Annotated in this window: 13 protein-coding genes, 1 pseudogene and 1 riboswitch; of the genes and pseudogenes, 4 read left to right on the top strand and 10 right to left on the bottom strand. The window is 37.1% G+C overall.

Features of this window, described 5'->3' with window-relative positions; genetic code table 11:
• Positions 1-108: 108 nt before the first annotated feature.
• The 7 genes and pseudogenes from ytvI to HBB17_RS12245 all read right to left on the bottom strand — a co-directional run bounded on the left by ytvI (position 109) and on the right by HBB17_RS12245 (position 8,057).
• On the bottom strand, positions 109-1,143 hold the full coding sequence (gene ytvI, locus HBB17_RS12275) for a sporulation integral membrane protein YtvI (protein WP_167957797.1): 1,035 nt from the start codon (positions 1,141-1,143) through the stop codon (positions 109-111).
• A 106-nt stretch (positions 1,144-1,249) separates the two neighbouring features.
• Entirely contained in the window at positions 1,250-2,050 is an 801-nt protein-coding gene (locus tag HBB17_RS12270) for an RluA family pseudouridine synthase (protein WP_167957796.1), read from the bottom strand.
• 10 nt (positions 2,051-2,060) lie between these two features.
• Positions 2,061-2,750 carry a response regulator transcription factor gene (locus HBB17_RS12265; RefSeq protein ID WP_167957795.1) on the bottom strand — a complete coding sequence of 230 codons (690 nt, stop codon included), beginning with the start codon at positions 2,748-2,750 and terminating at the stop codon, positions 2,061-2,063.
• A gap of 245 nt (positions 2,751-2,995) precedes the next feature.
• A pseudogene (locus tag HBB17_RS12260) lies at positions 2,996-4,492 on the bottom strand (ATP-binding protein); the annotation flags it as partial.
• A 346-nt stretch (positions 4,493-4,838) separates the two neighbouring features.
• Positions 4,839-6,026 carry a methionine adenosyltransferase gene (gene metK, locus HBB17_RS12255; protein WP_167957793.1) on the bottom strand — a complete coding sequence of 396 codons (1,188 nt, stop codon included), beginning with the start codon at positions 6,024-6,026 and terminating at the stop codon, positions 4,839-4,841.
• Between the two features lie 287 nt (positions 6,027-6,313).
• Positions 6,314-6,412, bottom strand: a riboswitch (SAM riboswitch).
• A gap of 89 nt (positions 6,413-6,501) precedes the next feature.
• A complete protein-coding gene (locus HBB17_RS12250; protein WP_167957792.1) occupies positions 6,502-7,668 on the bottom strand; it encodes a DUF4097 family beta strand repeat-containing protein in 1,167 nt (388 codons plus the stop codon).
• An 80-nt stretch (positions 7,669-7,748) separates the two neighbouring features.
• Complete coding sequence (locus HBB17_RS12245; protein ID WP_167957791.1) at positions 7,749-8,057, bottom strand: PadR family transcriptional regulator; 309 nt, start codon at positions 8,055-8,057, stop codon at positions 7,749-7,751.
• A 311-nt stretch (positions 8,058-8,368) separates the two neighbouring features.
• Here HBB17_RS12245 and HBB17_RS12240 point away from each other — a divergent pair, with 311 nt between their 5' ends.
• The gene (locus HBB17_RS12240) at positions 8,369-9,160 is read left to right on the top strand and encodes an HAD family hydrolase (protein WP_167957790.1); all 792 of its coding nucleotides are present in this window, start codon (positions 8,369-8,371) and stop codon (positions 9,158-9,160) included.
• 471 nt (positions 9,161-9,631) lie between these two features.
• Complete coding sequence (locus HBB17_RS12235; protein ID WP_167957789.1) at positions 9,632-10,486, top strand: GNAT family N-acetyltransferase; 855 nt, start codon at positions 9,632-9,634, stop codon at positions 10,484-10,486.
• Between the two features lie 128 nt (positions 10,487-10,614).
• On the opposite strand, the gene glpK is transcribed toward HBB17_RS12235, so the two are convergent.
• On the bottom strand, positions 10,615-12,099 hold the full coding sequence (glpK, locus tag HBB17_RS12230; protein WP_167957788.1) for a glycerol kinase GlpK: 1,485 nt from the start codon (positions 12,097-12,099) through the stop codon (positions 10,615-10,617).
• A gap of 376 nt (positions 12,100-12,475) precedes the next feature.
• Here glpK and HBB17_RS12225 point away from each other — a divergent pair, with 376 nt between their 5' ends.
• The gene (locus HBB17_RS12225) at positions 12,476-13,870 is read left to right on the top strand and encodes an MATE family efflux transporter (RefSeq protein ID WP_167957787.1); all 1,395 of its coding nucleotides are present in this window, start codon (positions 12,476-12,478) and stop codon (positions 13,868-13,870) included.
• 719 nt (positions 13,871-14,589) lie between these two features.
• On the opposite strand, the gene rpoC is transcribed toward HBB17_RS12225, so the two are convergent.
• Together rpoC and rpoB are read right to left on the bottom strand one after the other, a co-directional pair.
• Complete coding sequence (gene rpoC / locus HBB17_RS12220; protein WP_167957786.1) at positions 14,590-18,282, bottom strand: DNA-directed RNA polymerase subunit beta'; 3,693 nt, start codon at positions 18,280-18,282, stop codon at positions 14,590-14,592.
• A 174-nt stretch (positions 18,283-18,456) separates the two neighbouring features.
• Positions 18,457-22,293 (bottom strand): DNA-directed RNA polymerase subunit beta, encoded by a 3,837-nt coding sequence (rpoB, locus tag HBB17_RS12215; RefSeq protein WP_167957785.1) that lies wholly within the window; start codon positions 22,291-22,293, stop codon positions 18,457-18,459.
• Positions 22,294-22,852: 559 nt separating this feature from the next.
• Between rpoB and HBB17_RS12210 the strand changes: the two genes are divergently transcribed.
• Positions 22,853-23,608 (top strand): DUF2089 domain-containing protein, encoded by a 756-nt coding sequence (locus tag HBB17_RS12210; RefSeq protein WP_167957784.1) that lies wholly within the window; start codon positions 22,853-22,855, stop codon positions 23,606-23,608.
• The last annotated feature ends 196 nt before the right edge of the window (positions 23,609-23,804 follow it).

Below are 23,804 nucleotides of genomic sequence, written 5' to 3'. Positions count from 1 at the left end.
GCAATGTTACATTCAGTAAAATGCACACTAGATGAGTATAATTCAAAGTTTTATAGTTGTCAAGGGATGATAATTAAAATTTACAATGTTTTTGTATTTTTCTGTATTCTAGCTTTCATAAGCCTTTACCACCGCTAATATAATAACTAAACCTAATGGTCCAAGTAAGAATCCTAGCACACCAAAAAGTTCCACACCAACTAACATTGCCATTAAAGTAAACACAGGTTTGATCCCAATCCTGTCCCCTAGAAGTTTGGGTTCTAGAAATTGCCTTGTCAGTTCACAAATTAAATAAATTGTAATTAAGATTGCCGCATGAACAACATTTTTTGAAAAAAGTTCAATAATTGCCCATGGAATTAGTACAAGTCCACAACCTATAGCAGGAAAGGCATCTAAAAACGAAATTAGGACTCCAAGCAACAACGCATAATTATTTTTCATAAGAAACAATCCACAGGTCATAATGGTTGCCGTAATGAGCATAATAATTGCCTGGGTTTTAATATAGGCAATCCCCGTCTCTGATAATTTTCCCGTCACTTTATGAATATCTTCATAGAAACGCGACTTTTCATATGTCTCCTTATACGAATCATAATCTTTCATCATCATCAATACAGCGATGAAGATAATTCCTACCTTCGCAAGAATTTTCACCGTTATTGAAACAATGTTAATGGATTGTTGCGTAATTGCTGGTACCATCTTATCTTGCATGTTGGAGATGATAGTGTTGCTTCGTTCCATAAGGAATGCATACGCCTGGCCGTGATCCAAACCAAACATCTTATCACAGAATCCAGACATCTTCTGAAAAGTGTTCAGTATACTTTGCTGATATGAGGGAAAATTGATGACCAGGCGGCTAATTTGCTCCACCAACTTTTTACCAAGAAAAAAGATTACCGTACCCAAAAGGACTACAAGCAATAACAGTAAAATTGTTGTGCTGATCATACGAAGCATTTTTATTTTATCATAGATCCAATTCACAATCGGGCGAAGCAATTTTGTAAAAAAATATGCCAATATAAAAGGAACAAACATAAACAGCGCGTACCGAAAGAATAGATACACTGCTATGGTCGTTCCTACTATTAGTAATGCGGTTTTTACTTTTGATCCTGTCTTCTCCATCTCCACCATAACACCTCTGACTCATGACTTGTCTGACATTCCTGTCATACAATTGATTCTTCCTATAGCGATATTTACCGATATAGTATTGGCATTTGGTTGAATATTATACAGAGAACACTTGAAAAATTCCTTCTTTTGGTGTTTTAGTAAAATGCAATTCCTTTTTGGTTATTGGATGTTGAAAGGTAAGGGAATACGAGTAGAGTCCCACATTTGCCCATTTCAAACTTGGATATTCCTTCTGTCTCTTTATGAAACTCGTATTATACTTTGTGTCTCCCCAGAGTGGCATATGGTTTGCAGCCATCTGCACACGGATTTGATGATGACGTCCTGTTTTTAATTCCACTTCCACCAAGGATACGGGGTACCCCATCTCATCTACCCCTACCTTTCGTACCTGATAGGTGAGTATTGCACGCTTCCCATTCTTATCATTTTCTGTTGTTATCCGTGAAGTATTGGTTTTTGCATCTTTTATCAAATAATTCTGGAGTTTAACTGGTTCACAGCCCAACTGTGTTGACAAATCGCCATCTACAACAGCATAGTACTTCTTTTGCATCTTCGAGATCCGATTTTTCCCTTGTGTCTGTTTTTTCTCTGTATCTTTTTGAGGTTGTTCTGCTTGTACTTGTTCACTTAATGCCCTTGCAACTTGTCCTGTCTTTGCAAATACAAGAATACCTCCAACTGGACGGTCTAATCGATTTATCAAACCAATGTAGGGTTCTTTGGAATCCCCTGGCTTCTCTTTCAATTGCTTTTCATAAAGATAATTCTTTAACTCATTTACCATATCTATACTCATAGACCGATCACTTTGTACCAACATTCCCACTGGTTTTTCACAAACCAACAGATGATTATCTTCATATATAATGTTACTTCTCATGCTACTCATCTGCACCTCTCTACACCTTAAATCGATATCCTACGCCCCAGATTGTTTCAATATACTGTGGTTTCGATGTATTGATCTCGATCTTCTCTCTTATCTTCTTAATGTGTACCGTTACAGTAGCGATATCTCCAATGGATTCCATATCCCAGATTTCCTGGAATAATTCTTCCTTCGTATACACATGATTTGGGTTTTGTGCCAAGAACGTTAATAGATCGAATTCTTTCGTTGTAAAGATCTTCTCCTCTCCGTTCACGTATACACGTCTGGCTGTCTTATCAATCTTAATTCCCCGAATTTGAATGATCTCATTCTCCTTCATACCAGTACCAATGAGTCTGGTATAGCGAGCCAAATGCGCCTTCACTCTTGCCACTAATTCACTCGGACTAAATGGTTTTGTCATATAATCGTCAGCTCCCAGTCCTAGCCCCCGAATCTTATCAATATCATCCTTCTTTGCAGAAACCATGATTACCGGAATATTCTTTTCTTCTCTTACTTTCTTACAGATTTCAAATCCATCCATATTAGGTAACATCAAATCTAATATAATCAAATCGTAGTTTTCTGACAGGGCTCTTTGCGCCCCTGTATCTCCCTGTGACTCTATATCTACTGTGAAACCACTTAATTCTAGATAATCTTTTTCCAATTCGGCGATTGCAAGTTCATCTTCTACTATTAATATCTTACTCATTCTTTAACCCCTCCGATCTCATTTATGTTATCTGCCTTTTTATTCTTTCCCTTTGGTGGAACATTTTCTTTCTTTTCTGTCTTACCACCTTCTGGTTTACTATTGCCATGTTTCTCTTCTAGGGATTTTTCACCCTCATTTTTCGTTGTGCCTGACTTGTCCCTTGCTGGTAGGAAGAAGAAGCGGTATTTTCCCTCTCCTACCCGCCGGCTTTTTGATTTTAGATTATCACCGACTTCTGGAAGATCTTGAACCCCTTCCACATCTTCTTCCACTTTCTTTAATGTAAAATAAACTGTCGTTCCAACAAACTCTTTGCTACCTGCCCATATAGTTCCACCATGGTCTTCAATAATCTTCTTGGCAATAGCAAGCCCAAGACCCGTTCCTCCTTTGGAAGAATTTCTTGAAACATCGGTGCGATAGAATCGATCAAAGATGCTGCTTACATCCTTCTCAGCAATTCCTTGTCCATTATCCTCTACCTCAATTCGGACAAAATTACCAAGATCATTGATACGAACATTGATGATTCCTTTCTTTTTATCCATATATTTAACAGAATTACCGATTATATTATTGACTACTCTCTTCAATTGTTCCGGATCTGCAATCATTCGCACATTATCATCTGCATAATTAAAATACGCCACATCAATATTCTTCACTTCCAGATCCAAACTAAATTCCTCAATACAATCAGTAAAATATTGATCCACATAAATCTTTGCAAAATTATAAGGTATGGTATTGCAGTCAATCTTTGAATAGAAAGAAAGTTCATCGACCAATGATGTCATATCCACTGCCTTTGTATAAATGGTCTTCAGATATTTTTCCTGTTTCTCAGGTGTATCCGCTACCCCATCCATAATTCCTTCCGCGTATCCCTTAATAGCCGTTAGTGGCGTCTTTAAATCATGGGATATATTACTGATCAATTCTTTGGTGTCCTGTTCATATTGCATTCGAACTTCAATCAACTCCTTGATTCGAATACGCATCTCTTCAAAATCCTCACATAGTGCACCAATCTCATCATTCTTTTCAGCTTTCACAGAGAAGTCAAGATTCCCACACTTTATCTTATTCGTAGCTACCTGTAAGGTTCGAAGTGGACGAAGAACGCTTCGATAGATCCAGAACGTCAGTATAATTGCAGTAAGAAATATAATCAAGATAAATGCAACCAAACATTGAATGATGGAAGATTCCAGCTGCGGAATCAGCTTGTTCACATCAGTAATAACGAATATACTTCCTTCCGTTCCATCTTGATAATAGAAATCCTGCTGCTTCACTAAACATGGATATGCCCCACCCAGATAGATTCCACCATCTGTACTGATGGTATAATCCGCAAATTTGGGTAGTTCTTCACTGATCCTGTTTAATTTCATTCGGTCACCGGTGTATTGGATCTCGTCCCCTTTTCGTACAACAATAAATGAATATTTCCCTACCAATTCTGAATTAAGCCTTTTGACATAATTCATATCTTCTAATTTCTGTGGCTCTTTTAATGCACACAGCTTAATCTCATTGTATACGCCTCTTGTCACTCGGTTCAACAACTGCATGGGATTGGTGATTACTTGGATCGTATTCGAATCCACATCATAGGTCTGTTGAATGGATATAATCTGATTATTAATGATCACTGTTCCTACTGAAAATATCATGATAAGTGGAAGTGAAATAATCGTAATGAATGCGATTGCCAGTCTTAATCGCAGCTTCATCTTCTCACCTTCTTTCTTCTATCTTATTCATTTGAATGCTACACGTTTCACTTCTGCACGCTGATTACTTGCATTTTCCGAGAAACCTACAAAGCAAATGTTTACTTAACGATTCATGGTCATTTATATGTTCATTATACCATAGTGCTTCTTGTTTTACACATAAACTCTTTCGTATGTTTCTTAACTTTTTCTAAAACAGCATCCATTGTTTCGCAAACAAAAAACGTTCACAAATTTCATAGAAACAAATTTGTGAACGTTTTTATATAAAATGAGCTTTTCTTATTGATGCACGTATCATTTCGTCGATCAATATAGACAAACCTCATTCATAATTAAAATCCTATAGATACTTCTTTAATACATCAACCTTATCAAGTCTTTCCCATGGAAGGTTCAGATCATTACGTCCAAAGTGTCCATAAGCTGCTGTTTGTTTGTAGATTGGTCTTCTTAAGTCAAGCATCTTAATAATTCCAGCTGGGCGAAGATCAAAATTATCACGAATGATATTCACTAACTCATCATCTTTGATCTTACCTGTTCCGAATGTATCAACCATTACAGATGTTGGTTGTGCAACACCAATTGCATAAGATAATTGGATTTCACAACGACTTGCAAGTCCTGCTGCAACGATATTCTTTGCAACGTAACGTGCTGCATATGCTGCAGAACGGTCAACCTTTGTACAGTCTTTTCCTGAGAATGCACCACCGCCGTGACGTGCATATCCACCGTAAGTATCTACGATGATCTTACGTCCTGTTAATCCACTGTCTCCGTTTGGTCCACCGATAACGAAACGTCCTGTTGGATTGATAAAGAAGTTTGTTCTCTCATCAACTAATTCTTTTGGTAAGATTGGATCAAATACATATTTTTTGATATCTTCGTGAATCTGTTCCTGTGATACTTCTGCTGCATGTTGTGTAGAGCATACAACGGCATTCAAATGAATTGGTTTTCCAGCCTCATCATATTCGACCGTTACTTGTGTCTTACCATCTGGACGAAGGTAAGGTAAGGTACCGTCTTTTCTTACTTTTGTTAACTGACGAGCTAATTTTTGTGCCAAGTAGATAGGATATGGCATATATTCTTCTGTTTCATTTGTCGCATATCCAAACATCATACCTTGATCACCAGCACCAATTGCCTCGATCTCTTCATCTGACATCTTGTTTTCTTTTGCTTCTAATGCACGATTTACACCCATGGCAATATCAGAAGATTGCTCATCTAATGCAACGATTACACCACAAGTATTGGCATCAAAGCCTTTTTCTGATGCATCATAACCGATTTCACGAATCGTATCACGTACGATTTTTTGAATATCTACATATCCTTGTGTTGTAACCTCACCCATAACTAATACAAGACCTGTTGTAATAGCAGTTTCACAAGCAACACGGCTCATTGGGTCTTGTGCTAATAACGCATCTAAAACTGCGTCTGAAATTTGGTCACAGATTTTGTCTGGATGTCCTTCTGTAACCGATTCTGAAGTAAATAATAATTTTTCCATTCTCTCGATCCTTCCTGTTATCCTTGTTGTATGATTTCTCATACCCAGGGACCCATTTGTATAATTATTATTCCCATTCGTTGTACACTTTCTTTATGTCTTCTATATACGTGTTTTGAAATATTGGCTTGTACATTAGCATGTCCATACAACATTCCATTTATCCTGTCTTAAATAATGAACCCTTTAGAGTTAATCTAGGAAACACTATATGTTAACTCTAAACAGTTACTAAATGACATAAAAAAAGTCCACATAAGTGGACTTGATTCTATATTCATCAAATCCTCTTATTGTTCGATTTTACTCGCTCAGGTTGGCACCTTCCAATTTTGGGGTTGCCGTGACTTCATAGAGCCTTTACTCTCCGTCACTCTGAATAAGAGAAATAATAATATGTTTGTTTTCTTTTTACTAATTTATCATACTCTATTATACATAATTCGTCAACCTATTTTCTTAGGTTCTATTTTCTTTATCCTTTCAAATCAATGTCACCAGAAACCGTCTTTGCATTAATTGTCGCACCTTGGTTTCCAAATGTGTAATGTCCACTCTTGCAATCAGATTGATACATACCACCATAATTCAAGTTCACATCACCAGATACTGTATTCGCATTTAAGATAAATCCATTTTTCTGGTTGTTCAATAGGATTTCAACATCTCCACTTACCGACTCAAAGGTTGCCTGCCCATCGCCCATCATATGAATCACCACATCTCCACTTACACTCTTCATAAAGTAATCTTTTGCTAAAGCAGAGCATTTCACATCTCCGCTGCTTGTATGTGCTTCTATTCTATCAATCGTACCGCCATCGATTCCCAAATCACCACTGCTGCTGTTACAACGAAGTACATTACCTGTTACATACATAGCAGTTACATCTCCACTGCTGGATTTTGCATAAAGGTGACTAATCCTACTGCTATCCACTCGTAGATCTCCACTGCTAGAATGAATTTCTCCATCAATTGCGGATACTTGGTTCATCGTAATGTCTCCACTTGCAGTATTGACAGCAAGTTTTTGTAATTGTACTCCCTCAAGACGACAATCACCACTTACTAATTTTACTTTCAAATCTTCTACAAAATCAGGCATTTGTATATCCAGACGAATGTTTGTTGTATGGAAGATGCGGAACAACATCTTCGTAAAATTCTCTTTTACTCCAACATACATGGTGTCTCCCTCTTGATAATGATAGAATTGATATGCCAATTTATCCTTTTCGCTTCCATTATTCATATAGTTTACTTGAAACTCTGGTCCGTGGAACACTTGGACATCTGCACAAACACCTTCTACTTGAACCTTTGTAAATGGAGCATTTCCCATAGAAGTATTTCCCGCTTCTTGTTGTTTCTGTTCATTCTGCAATTCCTCTGCAACTAAAGAATACTTTTCTTCTTTCTTCTCATTTGGTTTGTTATTGCCTTCCATACCACGAATCTCCGCCACAATTTCTTCTATGGATCCCAACTCTTCGCAAATTTCTTCTTCTATTTTACCGTTCTTCATCCCCATACGAAAATGTTCTTCATAATCGCTTATTACTTCTTCTATAATTCCCTGGTCAACACTTGCATCTACTAATGCCTTCTTGATTTCTGATAAATATCTCTCTTTATTCATTATTCTATACTCCCTTTCTAATTTTAGTTTTGTAAGACTTTGTTGCCTCGCTCTTCATTGGTAATGGTACATACTCAATTTTATGCCTGTATAAAATGATCAACTGCCTGAACAAATTCTAACCATTCTTGTTTTAATGCACCTTGATAGGTGATTCCTTTTTCTGTGAGATGATAGTATTTTCTTGCTGGTCCCTCATCTGATTCTACCAGATATGTCTCTACATAATTCTCGTCCTTTAATCGTTTTAAAACCAAGTATAGGGTTCCTGTCGCAATCACCATTTTTTCTGATATGGCTTCTGTTAATTCATATCCATAACAATCATTTCCCAACAATTTTGACAATACACATAACTCTAACGCACCCTTCTTAAACTGTGGATTCATTCTCTTCCTCCCTTCTTTCTTCGAATAATCTAATCTTGAATTGACTATATAATAGCACATACTATTCTACATTGCAATATAGTATTTTATAAATGTTACAATTGTCATACAGTATTCTTCTCCTGCTCTTATTCTACACTACAGCTGATTTTACAAAATAGAGGGATTCTAATTATGTTCTACTAGGAATCCGAAAGAATGTATGATAAAATACAGAATACTACTAGGATTTGCCTTATTCGACTAGCTAATGATACAGGAAAGGAGTTCCCTATCACCTTTATAATAGCAGGTGATAGCAAACAATACATATGACGATTAAATTAATTGCAAGTGATCTAGATGGTACCCTACTACATAATGGCGCCCAAAGTCTGGGCAATGAAATCATTACATATATTGAACGTTTAGCAGACCATGGAATCCTATTTGCTGCTGCAAGTGGACGACAGTACCCAAACCTTAAACGTCTATTCGAACCTGTGAAGGATAAGATTGCATATATATGTGAAAATGGTGCTTTGGTTATATATCAGGATACGATTCTATCTAAGTCAAATATTGACCGAGAACTTGGGCTTCAGATCATGGAAGACATATACCAGAAAGGGGATTGCGAGATTCTTCTCTCTGGGCAGTCCACCTCGTATGTTCAACCAAAGAATCCTGCTTTTGCTTATTTCTTAGAACACATTGTACATAATAACGTTACGGTGGTAAAAGATTTTCATGAAGTGAAAGAACCATTTTACAAAATATCTGCATTCGAGCAGATAGGAATTGCCAAAAATTCAGGCCCTTATTTTATGAATAAATGGAGTTCCCAACTTAGCGCTACTTTTTCCGGTTTTGAATGGCTTGACTTTATGCATCCGCAAACTAACAAAGGTAATGCTTTACAAGCATTATGTGACCATTTGCATATATCAACAAAAGAAACCATGGCTTTTGGTGATAATTTTAATGACATCGAGATGTTAACCACTGCCGGTTATGGATATGCGATGTCTGGAGCAAATGAAGAGATCAAGGCGCTCACACCATATACAACACACTCTGTGGAAGAGGTACTTCGCTCCCTACTTGAAGAACTTGAACAATAGAACCATATTAAACTTCATAAAAACACATACGGATACGCAATAGAGTAACTTATTGTGTATCCGTTTTATTTTCTATATTTATTACGCCCAAACTTAGCACATTGGAAATTTACGCAATGTATGTAGTTTTTTCTTTATTATTTTCTTTATTATTTTCTTTAATAATTGTTTCATTATTTTCTTAACTATACTCCTAATTAAACAATCGACAGTATCTATAGCTGAAAACAAAATGGAAAATAGTTTCTTGACATTGATCATGCTACTTTGTATAATAATCATAAACAAACATTATATCTGTTTGTTCTATAACAAACTATAATCCATTATTGTTTGTTCTTGAAGAGATCGCATTGGAGTCCGTACATAAGATACATATTAATAGGCTTTCTATTACCGTTTCAGTAAGCACACATTATTTTTTAACCACATAAAACCATTTACAAATTCAAGAAAGGAAGAGATGACTTTATGAACTTACAATATGAAATCAAGAATTTTCTTGATGCACAAGGACGCCTAACCCAATTCCCTGCAAAGAAAAAGACACAAAAGATGGCTCTCCTTTATCTTGCTTCAAAGATTTCAAACAATAAGGTTTACACAGAAAAGGAAATGAATGAATTGATCGACCAATGGCACACCTATTCGGATGCCTGTACACTACGAAGAGAATTATATAACAACTGTTTTCTTAGTCGTTCTAAAGATGGCTCACATTACACTAAAGAAGAGAAACAACCTTCTCCAAAAGACCTTGGACTTGATGATTCCTTTGATCCGTTTGATGTATTCAACGGTTTCAAACTTTTACTGCCAGAATACCGACTCATTCGTCTGACCAATCGACAAAAAGAGGATATCCATGCACTCCACACCTCCAATCCTTATTACTTTTCTCAGATTCAGGATCACCCAATCACAATGGAAGAAAGTCTGTCTGACTTAACAGCTGTACCCAACGGTTTTCCTATAAAGCAGAAGTTCTACTTTGGAATCTATGAAGGAACTAATCTAATTGCATTGATGGACTATCTGGTAGGTTATGACTATGAGCACAGCAATATGCTAGACTGTGTCTGGATCGGTTTTTTTATGATCCATGGTGACTACAAACGCAAGGGAATTGGTTCCTATCTTATGCGTGTCTTTGAACGTGCTTCTAAAGAAAACCAGATCAAGAAGATCCAACTAGCTTGTATTGACGGAAACGAAGAGAGTCTTCCATTCTGGGAACATCTTGGATTTCATAGGATAAAGTGCAGTCAAACAACCTTAAGTAACCATCAGACAAGAGATGCGCTTGTTCTTGAGAAAATACTTTAACATGGTCGCGCCAGATTGTTTTCGTGTGCAAAAAAAAGTGGCGTCGAATTATACAAAAAGCGATTAAAGAAAAAAGACAGTTCTAAATTGGTCATTAGAGTCCATACCCAATTTGAACTGTCTTTTCTCTATTTTGTTCGAACTTGTCCTACTGCATGTTTCCAGCCATCAATTCGTTCATAACGTTCTTCATCTGTCATGGAGACTTCAAACTGTTTTCCTAATGCCCAATTCTGACGAATCTCCTCTTTTGATTCATAGTAACCAACGGCAAGTCCCGCTAGATAAGCAGCTCCTAAAGCTGTTGTTTCAATACAATTTGGCCTCAATACAGTGGTATTCAGGATATCCGCTTGATACTGCAATAAGAAGTTATTTGCACTGGCTCCCCCATCGACCTTAAGACTCTTTAATGTAATCCCTGCATCATTTTCCATTGCCCGAACAATGTCATGTACTTGATATGCAATGGATTCCAAAGTCGCTCGAACTATATGTTTATTATTCACTCCACGAGTCAATCCTACAATGGCGCCTCTCGCATATTGATCCCAATATGGTGCTCCAAGTCCTGTAAATGCAGGTACAACATACGCTCCATTGGTATCTGGCACTTCCATTGCAAGTTTCTCTGTCATTGCAGCATTCTCTACTAATCCAAGTTCATCACGAAGCCATTGGATTGCTGCTCCTGCTACGAATACACTTCCTTCCAGTGCATATTCCAACTCCCCGGGTCTACTTGCTGCTATCGTTGTTAACAATCCATTTTGGGAGTTTACTGCTTTATCTCCTGTATTCATTAATAGAAAGCAACCTGTTCCATAAGTATTCTTTACTTCACCCTGTGTAAAGCAACATTGTCCAAACAGTGCAGCCTGTTGATCACCTGCTGCGCCTGCAATTGGAATTTTGCCCCCTAAGATATCCAAAGTTGTTTCTCCATACACTTCACTGGAGGATTTGACTTCTGGAAGCATACATTTTGGAATATCTAATAGCTTAAGAATCTCGTCATCCCAACAGCACTCTCTAATATTATATAACATGGTACGGGAAGCATTGGTATAGTCTGTTACGAATACTTTTCCCTGTGTAAGATTCCAAATCAACCAAGTATCCACTGTTCCAAAAAGAAGTTCTCCTTTTTCTGCCCGTTCTCTTGCACCTTCCACATGATCTAGAATCCATTTGATCTTTGTTCCAGAAAAATAGGCATCTGGAATCAATCCTGTCTTCTGGCGAATCATTTCGTTCTGCCCAGCCTCCACGATCTGATCGATCATGTTGGATGTTCTCCTACACTGCCATACAATTGCATTATACACAGGTTGTCCCGTATGTTTATCCCAAACAATGGTTGTCTCCCTTTGATTGGTAATTCCAATTGCTGCAATATCTTCTGCTCTTGCATTAATCTTCATCATTGCTTCCGTCATTACACTAATCTGGGAAGACCAGATATCCATTGGATCATGTTCAACCCAACCTGCTTTCGGATAAATCTGTGTAAACTCCTTTTGCGCTTTGCTTTTGATATTCCCCCACTTATCAAATAGGATACAACGGGAACTTGTTGTCCCTTGATCCAACGCTACAATATACTTCTTCATGTAACCTACCGTTCTCCTTTCAACCTATACTGTTTTTGTACTATAGACCCACTGCAAATTATTACTTTGACCGATACGGTGCATCTCTATACAAAATGATATAACAATTATGATTAAAATGTCAAATTCCTATGATTACACAACTCGTAACAAATTATCATACTTGTAGGTAGTATACCACTGAAAACGAAATAATACATATGCTCTGTTTTCTTCTTGACGTCATCCATTTCCATGATATACAGTAGATACGACGAAACATAAATTAATACTGTTTAAACTTAAAATTACTTATTATGCGGACTTATCGTTTCAAACAATATGTCCCTAATAAAAATAAACCCGCCCAAACTGGGCTACTTGGAGGTACTACTTTATGAAACAATTACATAATGAACACCGTGCAACTAGCACCTGTTCTCCCGCTACCCTACGACACTATATAATGCGTATCATAATGCTTGCTATACCAATTGCCTTGCAAAATTTAATCAATGTTGGAGTCAGCGTAACAGATACGTTAATGATCGGAAGTATTAGTGAAGAACAATTATCTGGTATATCCTATGCCAACCAGCCTTATTTCGTCTTTACAACCGTACTTTTTGGCCTAGCTTCTGGCTCAATCGTACTAACCGCACAGTATTGGGGAAAACAAGATTTAAAACCAATACGAGCGATTTTAGGATTAATGCTTCGTATTGGTATACTTGCTGGCTTACTTGTTTCGCTTTTTGTTCTCTTAAAACCAGAAACAGCAATGTCCATCTTTACTAATGAACCTGAAATCATCAAGTACGGTGCAAAATACCTACGGATTGTGGGATTTTCCTATATGTTCTCTGCTTTTACCGGTATTTACTTAATGAGTATGCGCAGTACAGGAAATGTCTATATCTCTGCTTGTATTTATGGCATTTCTTTTATACTAAACGTATTCCTAAACTGGGTTTTAATTTTTGGTCATCTTGGTATGCCGCGGTTGGAAATTCAAGGAGCAGCCACTGCTACATTAATCAGCCGAATTCTAGAAAGTGTTTTAACTGTTTGCTATATGTATCTACGAGAAGGGAAATTACGATTTACATTAAAGGATCTTTTCCACCATACAAAGAAGTATTGGTCAACGCTTGTTCGTTACAGCATTCCTGTATTATTAAGCGAAGTTTGTTGGGGAATCGGCATCTCTGTCCAAGCTGCAATCATTGGTCGTCTTGGCAAAAGCGCCATAACCGCATCCAGCTATATTAATCAAGTACAACAGCTTGCAGGCATTATTCTAATTGGTTTTGGAGTTGGAACCGGTATTGTTATGGGGAATATTATTGGAGAAGGAAAAGAAAAGGAAGCGTTAGAAATCTCTCGTGTTTTGATTAAAGTCAGTGCTGTGCTCGGATTCATCGTCGCAGTTGCCGTTATTGCATTTCGACCTATTGCTCCAAACTTCATTAACTGTACACCAGAAACAGCCTCCATGATTCAAAATATGCTGTTTGGTGCTGCTTACCTTCTGTTTTTTCAGGCATTTTCCATACTTACCATGGCGGGAATCCTTCGTGGATCAGGAGATACGATATACTGTACCACACTTGATGTCTTAACCTTATTTGTTATTAAATTGGGAGTCGGCATCTTCGTAGCAGGCGTCCTAAAGTTAAATCCTGTTTTTGTCTATATCATTCTCTGTAGCGATGAAATGATGAAGACACTGCTCACTATCCCAAGGATTCTAAAAGGAAACTGGATACATCACACAACTTTAAATGAATAGTCCGATCCGTTGATTCATATAAATTTGATAGGGCGTCATACATGAATATATATACACATATAGGTGGCACGAAAGACCTTAGTATAACATAAATAATGGTCTTAGTGCCACTTGTGTTTCTACGCTATGTTGGATAATACTACAAATTGCAAGCATTGTTAATAGGAACAATGCAATCTTTACTATTCTTTTACCCATATCTTAATTCCTCCCCCGATTATCTAACAAGCTTCCATTTTTATCACCACAATCTTATATCTATCCTTTATTTTTATGTAGCTTGTTACTTTATACTGCTATATCTTAAATAAATGCCTCCATAAAATTTACGCCAAATAGCTTTTACTACATGCCGTTTTATATTCTTAACGAATCATATTCTTATCTACTATTTTATGCACATTTACTTTCATTTATTACTAGGATTGTATAACCATGGCCTTCCTATATTAATGTTCCTAACATTCCTTAATGTGTACTTGTAAGAAATCAAATACCCGCCATGTATTCCATTCCAGCTCTAGCACAACATACAGAAATGGCGCGGAGAACAGTCAACTTCAGCTGGTATCTTCCTTATATACGAGTGCGCCTCCCTAGGAGGGTTTATATAATCAGGAAGTAGAAGGGCTCCTATTATATTTATATAGCAGCAAAGCCTAGAGAACAGACTTTTCTGCACTCTAGGCTTCTATTGTTGCTATATGATATTGTCTTATTTATTCTTCATCATCTGATTGAAAATCAAAGTCTTCATCATTGTCTACTAATAAGATTGGTTCCGCATCTTGATCAAAATCCATATCTACATTAGCTGAAATAATATCATCTTCTCCTAAATCATCTGATAATGTTAATTCTTCGGATACATCACTATCCAGTTTTACAGAACGATATCTCTTCATACCAGTACCAGCTGGAATTAACTTACCGATGATAACATTTTCTTTCAGACCAATTAATGGGTCAATCTTTCCTTTGATTGCTGCTTCCGTAAGAACTTTTGTAGTTTCCTGGAAGGAAGCTGCTGACAAGAAGGAGTTTGTTGCAAGAGATGCTTTTGTAATACCAAGCATTACTTGTTTACCATCTGCTGGTTCTTTTCCTTCTGCAACCAATTGTTCATTGATTTCATCATAGTCAAGGATATCCACTAATGTTCCTGGTAAGAATTCAGAATCACCATTGTTTTCAATACGAATCTTCTTCAACATCTGACGTACAATTACTTCGACATGCTTATCATTGATTTCAACACCTTGTAAACGATATACACGTTGAACTTCTTGAATCATATAATCTTGAACGGCACGTACACCTTTAATCTTAAGGATATCATGTGGGTTAACACTACCTTCTGTTAACTCATCACCAGCTTCAAGAACTTGACCTTCCATAACTTTAATTCTTGATCCATAAGGGATTAGATAAGCTTTGGATTCGCCAGTTTCGCTGTTTGTAACAATAACTTCACGTTTTTTCTTCGTATCACTGATTGTAACTGTTCCACCGAACTCAGCAATAATTGCAAGACCCTTTGGTTTTCTTGCTTCAAAAAGTTCCTCAACACGAGGAAGACCTTGTGTGATATCATCACCGGCAACACCACCTGTATGGAATGTACGCATTGTAAGCTGTGTACCTGGTTCACCGATTGACTGTGCTGCTATGATACCAACTGCTTCACCAACTTGTACTGGTTCACCAGTTGCCATGTTTGCACCGTAACATTTTGCACATACTCCAATGTGAGAACGACAAGTTAAGATTGTACGAATCTTTAATTTCGCATCGTTACCTGCATCAACAATTTCTTGTTTTTTCACAATACGAGCAGCACGTTTTGGTGTAATCATATGATTTGCTTTAACGATCATATCACCGTTGTCATCACAGATTGTTTCACAAGAGAATCTACCTGTAATTCTTTCTTCCAAGCTTTCAATCATTTCACGACCATCTGTAAAAGCTTTAATCCACATACCTGGGATTTCCTTACCTTCACAACAATCCACTTCACGAATGATCAAATCTTGTGATACGTCAACAAGACGACGAGTCAAGTAACCTGAATCGGCTGTACGAAGTGCAGTATCAGAAAGACCTTTACGAGCACCATGCGCAGAGATGAAGTATTCCAAAACGTCAAGTCCTTCACGGAAGTTTGACTTGATTGGTAATTCGATTGTTCTACCTGATGTATCTGCCATCAGACCACGCATACCAGCAAGCTGTTTGATCTGCTTGTCAGAACCACGGGCACCAGAGTCAGCCATCATAAAGATGTTGTTGTATTTATCAAGACCGGTAAGAAGTGCTTCCGTAATTTCATCATCGGCTTCTTTCCAAGTTTCAATTACTGCTTTATAACGTTCTTCTTCTGTCATTAAACCACGACGGAAGTTCTTTGCAATTACTTCTACTGTTGCTTCAGCATCGGCAAGAATTTGTTTCTTCTTCGCAGGCACTGTCATATCGGAAATAGAAACCGTCATTGCAGCACGAGTTGAGTATTTGTAACCCAATGCCTTGATTGCATCAAGTGTTTCCGCTGTGTTTGTTGCGCCATGAGTATTGATACATTTTTCAAGGATTTGTTTTAATTGTTTCTTACCAACATGGAAATCAACTTCTGGTTTTAAGAAGTTTTCTTCTTTGGTACGATCAACGAATCCAAGATCTTGAGGCAAGCTTTCATTTAAGATGAAACGTCCTAATGTAGACTCAATCATTCTAAACTCTTCTTGTCCCTGTGCATTAATACCTTTTCTTCTAACTTTGATTCTTGCTTGAAGTGTGATAACACTATTCTCATATGCTAAGATTGCTTCATTAATGCTCTTGAAGCAATGTCCTTCACCACGATCTCCAGGTCTCTCCTGTGTCAGATAGTAGATACCAAGAACCATATCCTGTGAAGGAACGGCTACTGGACCACCATCAGATGGTTTCAACAAGTTGTTTGGAGATAGTAATAAGAAACGACATTCTGCTTGTGCTTCTACGGATAATGGAAGATGGACAGCCATCTGGTCACCATCGAAATCGGCATTGAATGCTGTACAAACCAATGGATGTAGTTTGATTGCTTTACCTTCTACTAGGATAGGCTCGAACGCCTGAATTCCAAGTCTATGAAGAGTAGGAGCACGGTTCAACATAACTGGATGTTCTTTGATTACTTCTTCTAATACATCCCACACTTCTGTTTGAAGACGTTCTACCATCTTCTTAGCAGATTTAATGTTATGAGCAGTTCCTCTTGCTACTAATTCTTTCATTACGAAAGGTTTGAATAATTCGATTGCCATCTCTTTTGGAAGACCACATTGATAGATCTTTAACTCTGGTCCTACTACGATAACGGAACGTCCTGAATAGTCAACACGTTTACCAAGTAAGTTCTGACGGAAACGGCCTTGCTTACCTTTTAACATATCAGAAAGAGATTTAAGTGCACGGTTACCAGGACCAGTTACTGGACGTCCTCTTCTACCGTTATCAATTAAAGCATCTACTGCTTCCTGTAACATTCTCTTTTCATTACGAACAATAATGTCAGGTGCACCAAGCTCTAATAATCTCTTAAGACGGTTATTTCTATTGATGATTCTTCTATATAGATCATTCATATCGGAAGTTGCAAAACGTCCACCATCAAGCTGAACCATAGGTCTTAAATCTGGTGGAATAACTGGAACCGCATCAAGAATCATCCATTCTGGTTTGTTTCCAGACTCTCTAAATGCTTCAACAACTTCTAAACGTTTAATAATTCTAGCTCTCTTTTGGCCTGTTGAATCTTTTAAGCCTCTCTTCAACTCTTTTGACTCTTTCTCTAAGTCAATTGCCTGAAGAAGTTCTTTGATTGATTCAGCACCCATTCCAACACGGAAACGGCTACCATATTTGTCATATGCCTCTTTGTATTCTTTTTCATTTAATACTTGTTTGTATTGAAGATCGGTATCCCCTTTATCCAATACAATATAAGAAGCAAAGTATAATACTTTTTCAAGTGTTCTTGGTGATAAGTCAAGAACAAGACCCATTCTACTTGGGATTCCTTTAAAATACCAAATATGTGATACTGGAGCTGCAAGTTCAATATGTCCCATTCTTTCACGACGTACACTTGCTTTTGTTACTTCAACACCACAACGGTCACAAACTACACCTTTATAACGGATCTTCTTATATTTACCACAATGACATTCCCAGTCTTTGTTTGGTCCAAATATCTTTTCACAGAATAAACCATCTTTTTCTGGTTTTAATGTTCTGTAATTGATTGTTTCAGGTTTTTTTACCTCTCCTCTAGACCACTCAAGGATCTTCTCTGGAGAAGCTAATCCGATTTTTATCGCATCGTATGTCAATTCTGAAACATTTTCATTGCTTACATCTGACATTTATCTGGCACTCCCTTCGTTCATCTGTGTAAGGACTTTACTGCATTCAGTAAATTTCCGTCCCAATGTCAACTGATTTCTTCTATACTTACTCAGTAGCAATCTTCTTGCACCAAGATTTATCTTAATGCACACCAAAACAAGCATACTTGCTTGTTCTGATGTGTGTAACTATTAATCTTCGAATTCCTCATCACCGCTTAGTTCAATGTCTTCTTCTGTATCAAAGCCATCGAATACGCTTTCCTCTTCTTCATCTGCAGTGTGTTCTCTAAAACCTGCATCTGCGAAAGGCTCCTCATCGAAACGGAAATTGTCATCTCCTTCGATTAATGGTGTTAAGTCTTCTTCACCATAGTCAATGTTTTCTGTCATCTGAATTTCATTTCCATTTTCATCAAGAACAGTAACATCAAGTGCAAGTGATTGTAATTCCTTAAGAAGTACCTTAAATGACTCTGGAATACCAGGTTCTGATATATTGTCGCCTTTAATGATTGCTTCATAAGTCTTCACACGACCTACAACATCATCGGATTTAACAGTTAAGATTTCCTGTAATGTGTATGCAGCACCGTAAGCTTCCAGTGCCCAAACTTCCATCTCACCAAATCTCTGTCCACCGAACTGCGCTTTACCACCAAGTGGCTGTTGTGTTACTAATGAGTAAGGACCAGTAGAACGTGCATGGATCTTATCGTCTACCAAGTGGTGAAGTTTCAAGTAGTGCATGAAACCGACTGTAACAGCGCCATCGAAGTATTCTCCTGTACGACCATCACGAAGTCTTACCTTACCATCTCTATTAATTGGAACACCTTCCCATTCTTTACGATAATCCATATTGTTTTCAAGGAATTCCATCGTATCTGGGTGAAGGGTATCTTTGTATTTGTTATAGAATTCTTCCCATGGAGTATTCACATAGTCATTTGCCAATTCTAATGTATCCATGATATCAAACTCGTTGGCGCCATCGAATACTGGAGTAGAAACCTTGAATCCAAGTGCTGTAGCAGCAAGACTTAGATGGATTTCAAGTACCTGTCCAATGTTCATACGTGAAGGCACGCCTAGAGGGTTAAGAACGATATCAAGTGGACGACCGTTTGGTAAGAATGGCATATCTTCTACTGGTAATACACGGGAAACAACACCCTTGTTACCATGTCGACCGGCCATCTTATCTCCTACTTGAATCTTTCTCTTTTGTGCAATGTAAACACGAACGGTTTCATTAACACCTGGTGATAACTCGTCACCATTTTCTCTTGTAAATACTTTTGCATCAACGATGATACCAAATTCACCATGAGGTACACGTAATGATGTATCACGTACTTCTCTTGCTTTTTCACCGAAGATTGCACGTAGAAGTCTTTCTTCTGCTGTTAATTCTGTTTCACCCTTAGGTGTAACTTTACCAACTAAGATATCTCCCGCACGTACTTCTGCACCAATACGGATAATACCTCTTTCATCAAGATCTTTTAATGCGTCATCACCAACACCTGGTACATCTCTTGTGATTTCTTCAGGTCCGAGTTTTGTATCTCTTGATTCTGCTTCATATTCTTCAATATGAATAGAAGTATATACATCTTCTTGTACTAATCTTTCACTTAATAATACAGCATCTTCGTAATTGTAACCTTCCCAAGTCATGAAACCGATTAATGGGTTCTTACCAAGTGCTAATTCTCCCTTGGAAATAGAAGGTCCATCAGCGATAACCTGTCCTGCATGAACACGGTCACCTTTGAATACAACTGTTCTTTGGTTCAAACAGTTACTTTGGTTACTACGAAGGAATTTAGAAACTTTGTATACGTCTCTTGTATTGTCATCGTTCTTAATAATAATTTCTGTTGCTGTTGATTTTTCAACAACACCATCTTTCTTAGAAACAACACAGTTACCAGAGTCAACTGCGGCTTTGCTTTCCATACCAGTACCAACTACAGGTGATTCTGTAATTAATAGTGGAACTGCCTGACGTTGCATGTTGGATCCCATCAAGGCACGGTTGGCATCATCGTTTTGTAAGAATGGAATCATGGCTGTAGCCACAGAGAATACCATCTTTGGAGATACGTCCATCAAATCAATCTTTGATTTCTCGAACTCAGAAGTTTCTTCTCTATAACGACCAGAAATGTTGCTACGTACGAAGTAACCATTCTCATCTAACTCTTCATTGGCTTGTGCTACTACGAATTTATCTTCTTCATCAGCTGTTAAATAAACAACATCATCTGTTACTCTTGGATTCTTAGGATCTGTCTTGTCAACCTTACGATATGGAGCTTCAACAAAACCATATTCATTAATTCTTGCATAAGAAGCTAATGAGTTGATCAGACCGATGTTAGGACCTTCAGGAGTCTCGATCGGACACATTCTACCATAATGCGTATAGTGAACGTCACGAACCTCGAATCCGGCTCTATCTCTTGATAAACCACCAGGTCCTAATGCAGATAAACGTCTCTTATGAGTCAACTCAGAAAGAGGGTTATTCTGATCCATGAACTGTGACAACTGAGAACTACCAAAGAATTCTTTGACAGCAGCTGTTACTGGTTTAATATTAATTAAGGATTGTGGAGATACTACTTCTAAATCTTGTGTCGTCATTCTTTCACGAACAACACGTTCCATTCTAGATAAACCAATACGATATTGATTTTGTAATAACTCACCAACCGCTCTGATTCTTCTGTTTCCTAAGTGGTCGATATCATCATCTGTTCCAAGTCCATGCTCAAGATGCATGTTATAGTTAATAGAAGCAATGATATCATCTTTTGTGATATGTTTTGGAACTAATTCATTAACATTCTTTTTAATTGCAACAATGATATCTTCTTGTGTTTTGTTTTCTTCAAGAATTGCTTTCAATACTGGATAGTAAACATCTTCTGTGATGCCGACTTCTTCTTTATCTACATCAACATAAGCTGCTAGATCTACCATTAAGTTAGAGATAACTTTTACATTTCTCTCTTCTGTTTGAACCCAAACAAAAGGAACACCAGCATTTTGGATTTCAATTGCAAGATCCTCTGATACAAATGTACCTGTTTCAGCGATTACTTCGCCAGTCTCTGTATTCACCACATCTTCTGATAGTGTGAAACCAGTAATTCTATTCTTAAGTGCTAATTTTTTATTGAATTTATAACGACCAACTTTGGCAAGATCATATCTTCTTGCATCAAAGAACATACTGTTGATCAAACTTTCTGCACTTTCTACAGATAGTGGTTCACCTGGACGAAGTTTCTTGTATAATTCAAGAAGACCATCTTGGTAGTTATCTGAAGTATCTTTTGTGATACTTGCTAAGATCTTAGGTTCTTCACCAAACAAATCAAGAATCTCTTGATTTGTACCAAATCCAAGTGCACGGATCAATACAGTAATTGGTACTTTTCTGTTTCTATCTACACGAACATAGAAAACATCGTTAGAATCTGTTTCATATTCTAACCATGCACCCCTGTTAGGGATAACCGTACAAGAATATAATTCTTTACCGATCTTATCATGTCCGATAGCATAATAAATTCCAGGGGAACGTACTAACTGGCTTACGATAACACGTTCAGCACCATTAATTACGAACGTACCTGTTTCGGTCATTAATGGTAGATCACCCATGAAAATATCATGTTCGTTAATTTCGTCATTCTCTTTGTTATGAAGTCTGACTTTTACTTTTAGTGGAGCAGCATAAGTAGCATCTCTTACCTTACACTCTTCTATTGAATACTTAACATCATCTTCGCATAATGTAAAATCAACGAACTCTAAGCTTAAGTGTCCGCTGTAATCTGCGATTGGTGAGATGTCATCAAAGACTTCATAAAGCCCCTCTTCAAGGAACCACTTATAAGAGTCTTTCTGTACTTCAATGAGATTAGGCATATCAAGTACTTCTTTTTGCTTTGAGTAACTCATTCTCATGCCGTTACCAACTTTAATTGGACGTATTCTGTTTTTATCCATTGACGTTTTCACCCCTTGAATTTTTTATATGAATGTGCTATAATCAACACATATTCGACTTAAAGCACAAGACACCACAATAGTGCATTTTTCATGTTAGCATATATATTTAGACTTGTCAACACCTTAATCAAGGTGTTTTTTTTGACTAACTCAAGCTATTCATTTTACTAATTTAAGATAGTATTAATTTTATTATTACTACCTTGTGATTTTTCTTCTAATGTGCTATTCTTCTTATTATATAGAAGAAACACTTTCTAATTATATTTTTTTATTTTTTTGAATAAATATTTTATAGCATGTTCTTCAGTATTTATTCCTATATTTACTACCTTTATCTACCCAATATTCCAATAAAAAGCGCTCATTATCTAAGTATGCCCTACTTTATGCAAAAATATAACTTTATACCAGATTCATATATATAGTAAATACCGAAGTAAACCCCACTAAATATATACTACTGATCATTCCCTCTGTCCATACAAAGGAACGTACCTTTTGAGGAGATTATCGGAGAATCATATAGAAAAACAAAAAAGAAAGGTGGATCTCTATGCAGCACACAGAAATCATAGGGCATTGTCCCATTTGCCATGAAAAATTAATTGCAACTCGACTTACCTGTAAACATTGCGGATTAGAGTTAACCAATAATTTTGCAATGAGCAAATTTAATTATCTAGATTATGAAGATTTGCATTTTATTGATAACTACCTAAAGTGCCGTGGTAATCTAAAGGAATTAATGCAATTGATGGACTTAAGTTACCCAGCAGCTAAGAAACGACTTGATCAAGTACTTGATCGATTAGGCTATGGTTTATCTGGTTCAAACGGAGACACCATTGAAGTTATAATTGATGCTTTACCCATTTATAAGGACGAAAGCATTGCCACAAAACGAATTAAGGAAAAACTTAATGCATGTAAAGGAATTGCCACACTTCCTCTATCCAATAACAAGACATTCTTCATATATTATGAAGAATTTGAAGGTGGTATCTATGCCTCTAATCTTCCAAAGGGAAGCCTTCTAACCTGGAAAGCTTTCGATTCTGTTATGGAGTTATTAAAGAAGAGTAATGGAAGATCATCAAAAGGAAATGCAATGAAAGCCAAATTAGGTGAACCGGGTCTTACATTAGATACTGTAGAAGGCTATGTCGCATACAATGCATATGGTGTAGCACTAGGAGAATCTGTATTACGCCGTATATCGGCCATTTCTTCTATATTAGAATGGTGTGGTCTATGCAAAAATGGTTATGGATACTTGGAGTTATTCGATCATGTATCAACAAAAAAATAACGCTTCCCTTCCTTTTTAACAATGGTACTTTTCTTCACTATATACAAATAAACGGCGTAGCACTGGGGGATGATATGATTCCCCTTAAGTAGACAAGGTAAATAACCAAATCTACTTAGGGGGAAATTTTTATGTCCAAATATACGACAGAAATAAGGCTAGCAGCATGCAAAGAATATTTTGATGGAAAGTTATC

The organism is Anaerosporobacter faecicola (genome assembly GCF_012070565.1).
Taxonomy (GTDB): domain Bacteria; phylum Bacillota; class Clostridia; order Lachnospirales; family Lachnospiraceae; genus Anaerosporobacter; species Anaerosporobacter faecicola.
The sequence above is the reverse complement of the archived record's forward strand: the minus strand, read 5'-3'. Positions and strand labels throughout refer to the sequence as shown.

Bases quoted from the DNA above. Each gene is read 5' to 3' on its own strand.
- ytvI (WP_167957797.1), bottom strand. From the start codon at position 1,143: ATGGAGAAGACAGGATCAAAAGTAAAAACCGCATTACTAATAGTAGGA.
- HBB17_RS12270 (WP_167957796.1), bottom strand. From the start codon at position 2,050: ATGAGTAGCATGAGAAGTAACATTATATATGAAGATAATCATCTGTTG.
- HBB17_RS12265 (WP_167957795.1), bottom strand. From the start codon at position 2,750: ATGAGTAAGATATTAATAGTAGAAGATGAACTTGCAATCGCCGAATTG.
- metK (WP_167957793.1), bottom strand. From the start codon at position 6,026: ATGGAAAAATTATTATTTACTTCAGAATCGGTTACAGAAGGACATCCA.
- HBB17_RS12250 (WP_167957792.1), bottom strand. From the start codon at position 7,668: ATGAATAAAGAGAGATATTTATCAGAAATCAAGAAGGCATTAGTAGAT.
- HBB17_RS12245 (WP_167957791.1), bottom strand. From the start codon at position 8,057: ATGAATCCACAGTTTAAGAAGGGTGCGTTAGAGTTATGTGTATTGTCA.
- HBB17_RS12240 (WP_167957790.1), top strand. From the start codon at position 8,369: ATGACGATTAAATTAATTGCAAGTGATCTAGATGGTACCCTACTACAT.
- HBB17_RS12235 (WP_167957789.1), top strand. From the start codon at position 9,632: ATGAACTTACAATATGAAATCAAGAATTTTCTTGATGCACAAGGACGC.
- glpK (WP_167957788.1), bottom strand. From the start codon at position 12,099: ATGAAGAAGTATATTGTAGCGTTGGATCAAGGGACAACAAGTTCCCGT.
- HBB17_RS12225 (WP_167957787.1), top strand. From the start codon at position 12,476: ATGAAACAATTACATAATGAACACCGTGCAACTAGCACCTGTTCTCCC.
- rpoC (WP_167957786.1), bottom strand. From the start codon at position 18,282: ATGTCAGATGTAAGCAATGAAAATGTTTCAGAATTGACATACGATGCG.
- rpoB (WP_167957785.1), bottom strand. From the start codon at position 22,293: ATGGATAAAAACAGAATACGTCCAATTAAAGTTGGTAACGGCATGAGA.
- HBB17_RS12210 (WP_167957784.1), top strand. From the start codon at position 22,853: ATGCAGCACACAGAAATCATAGGGCATTGTCCCATTTGCCATGAAAAA.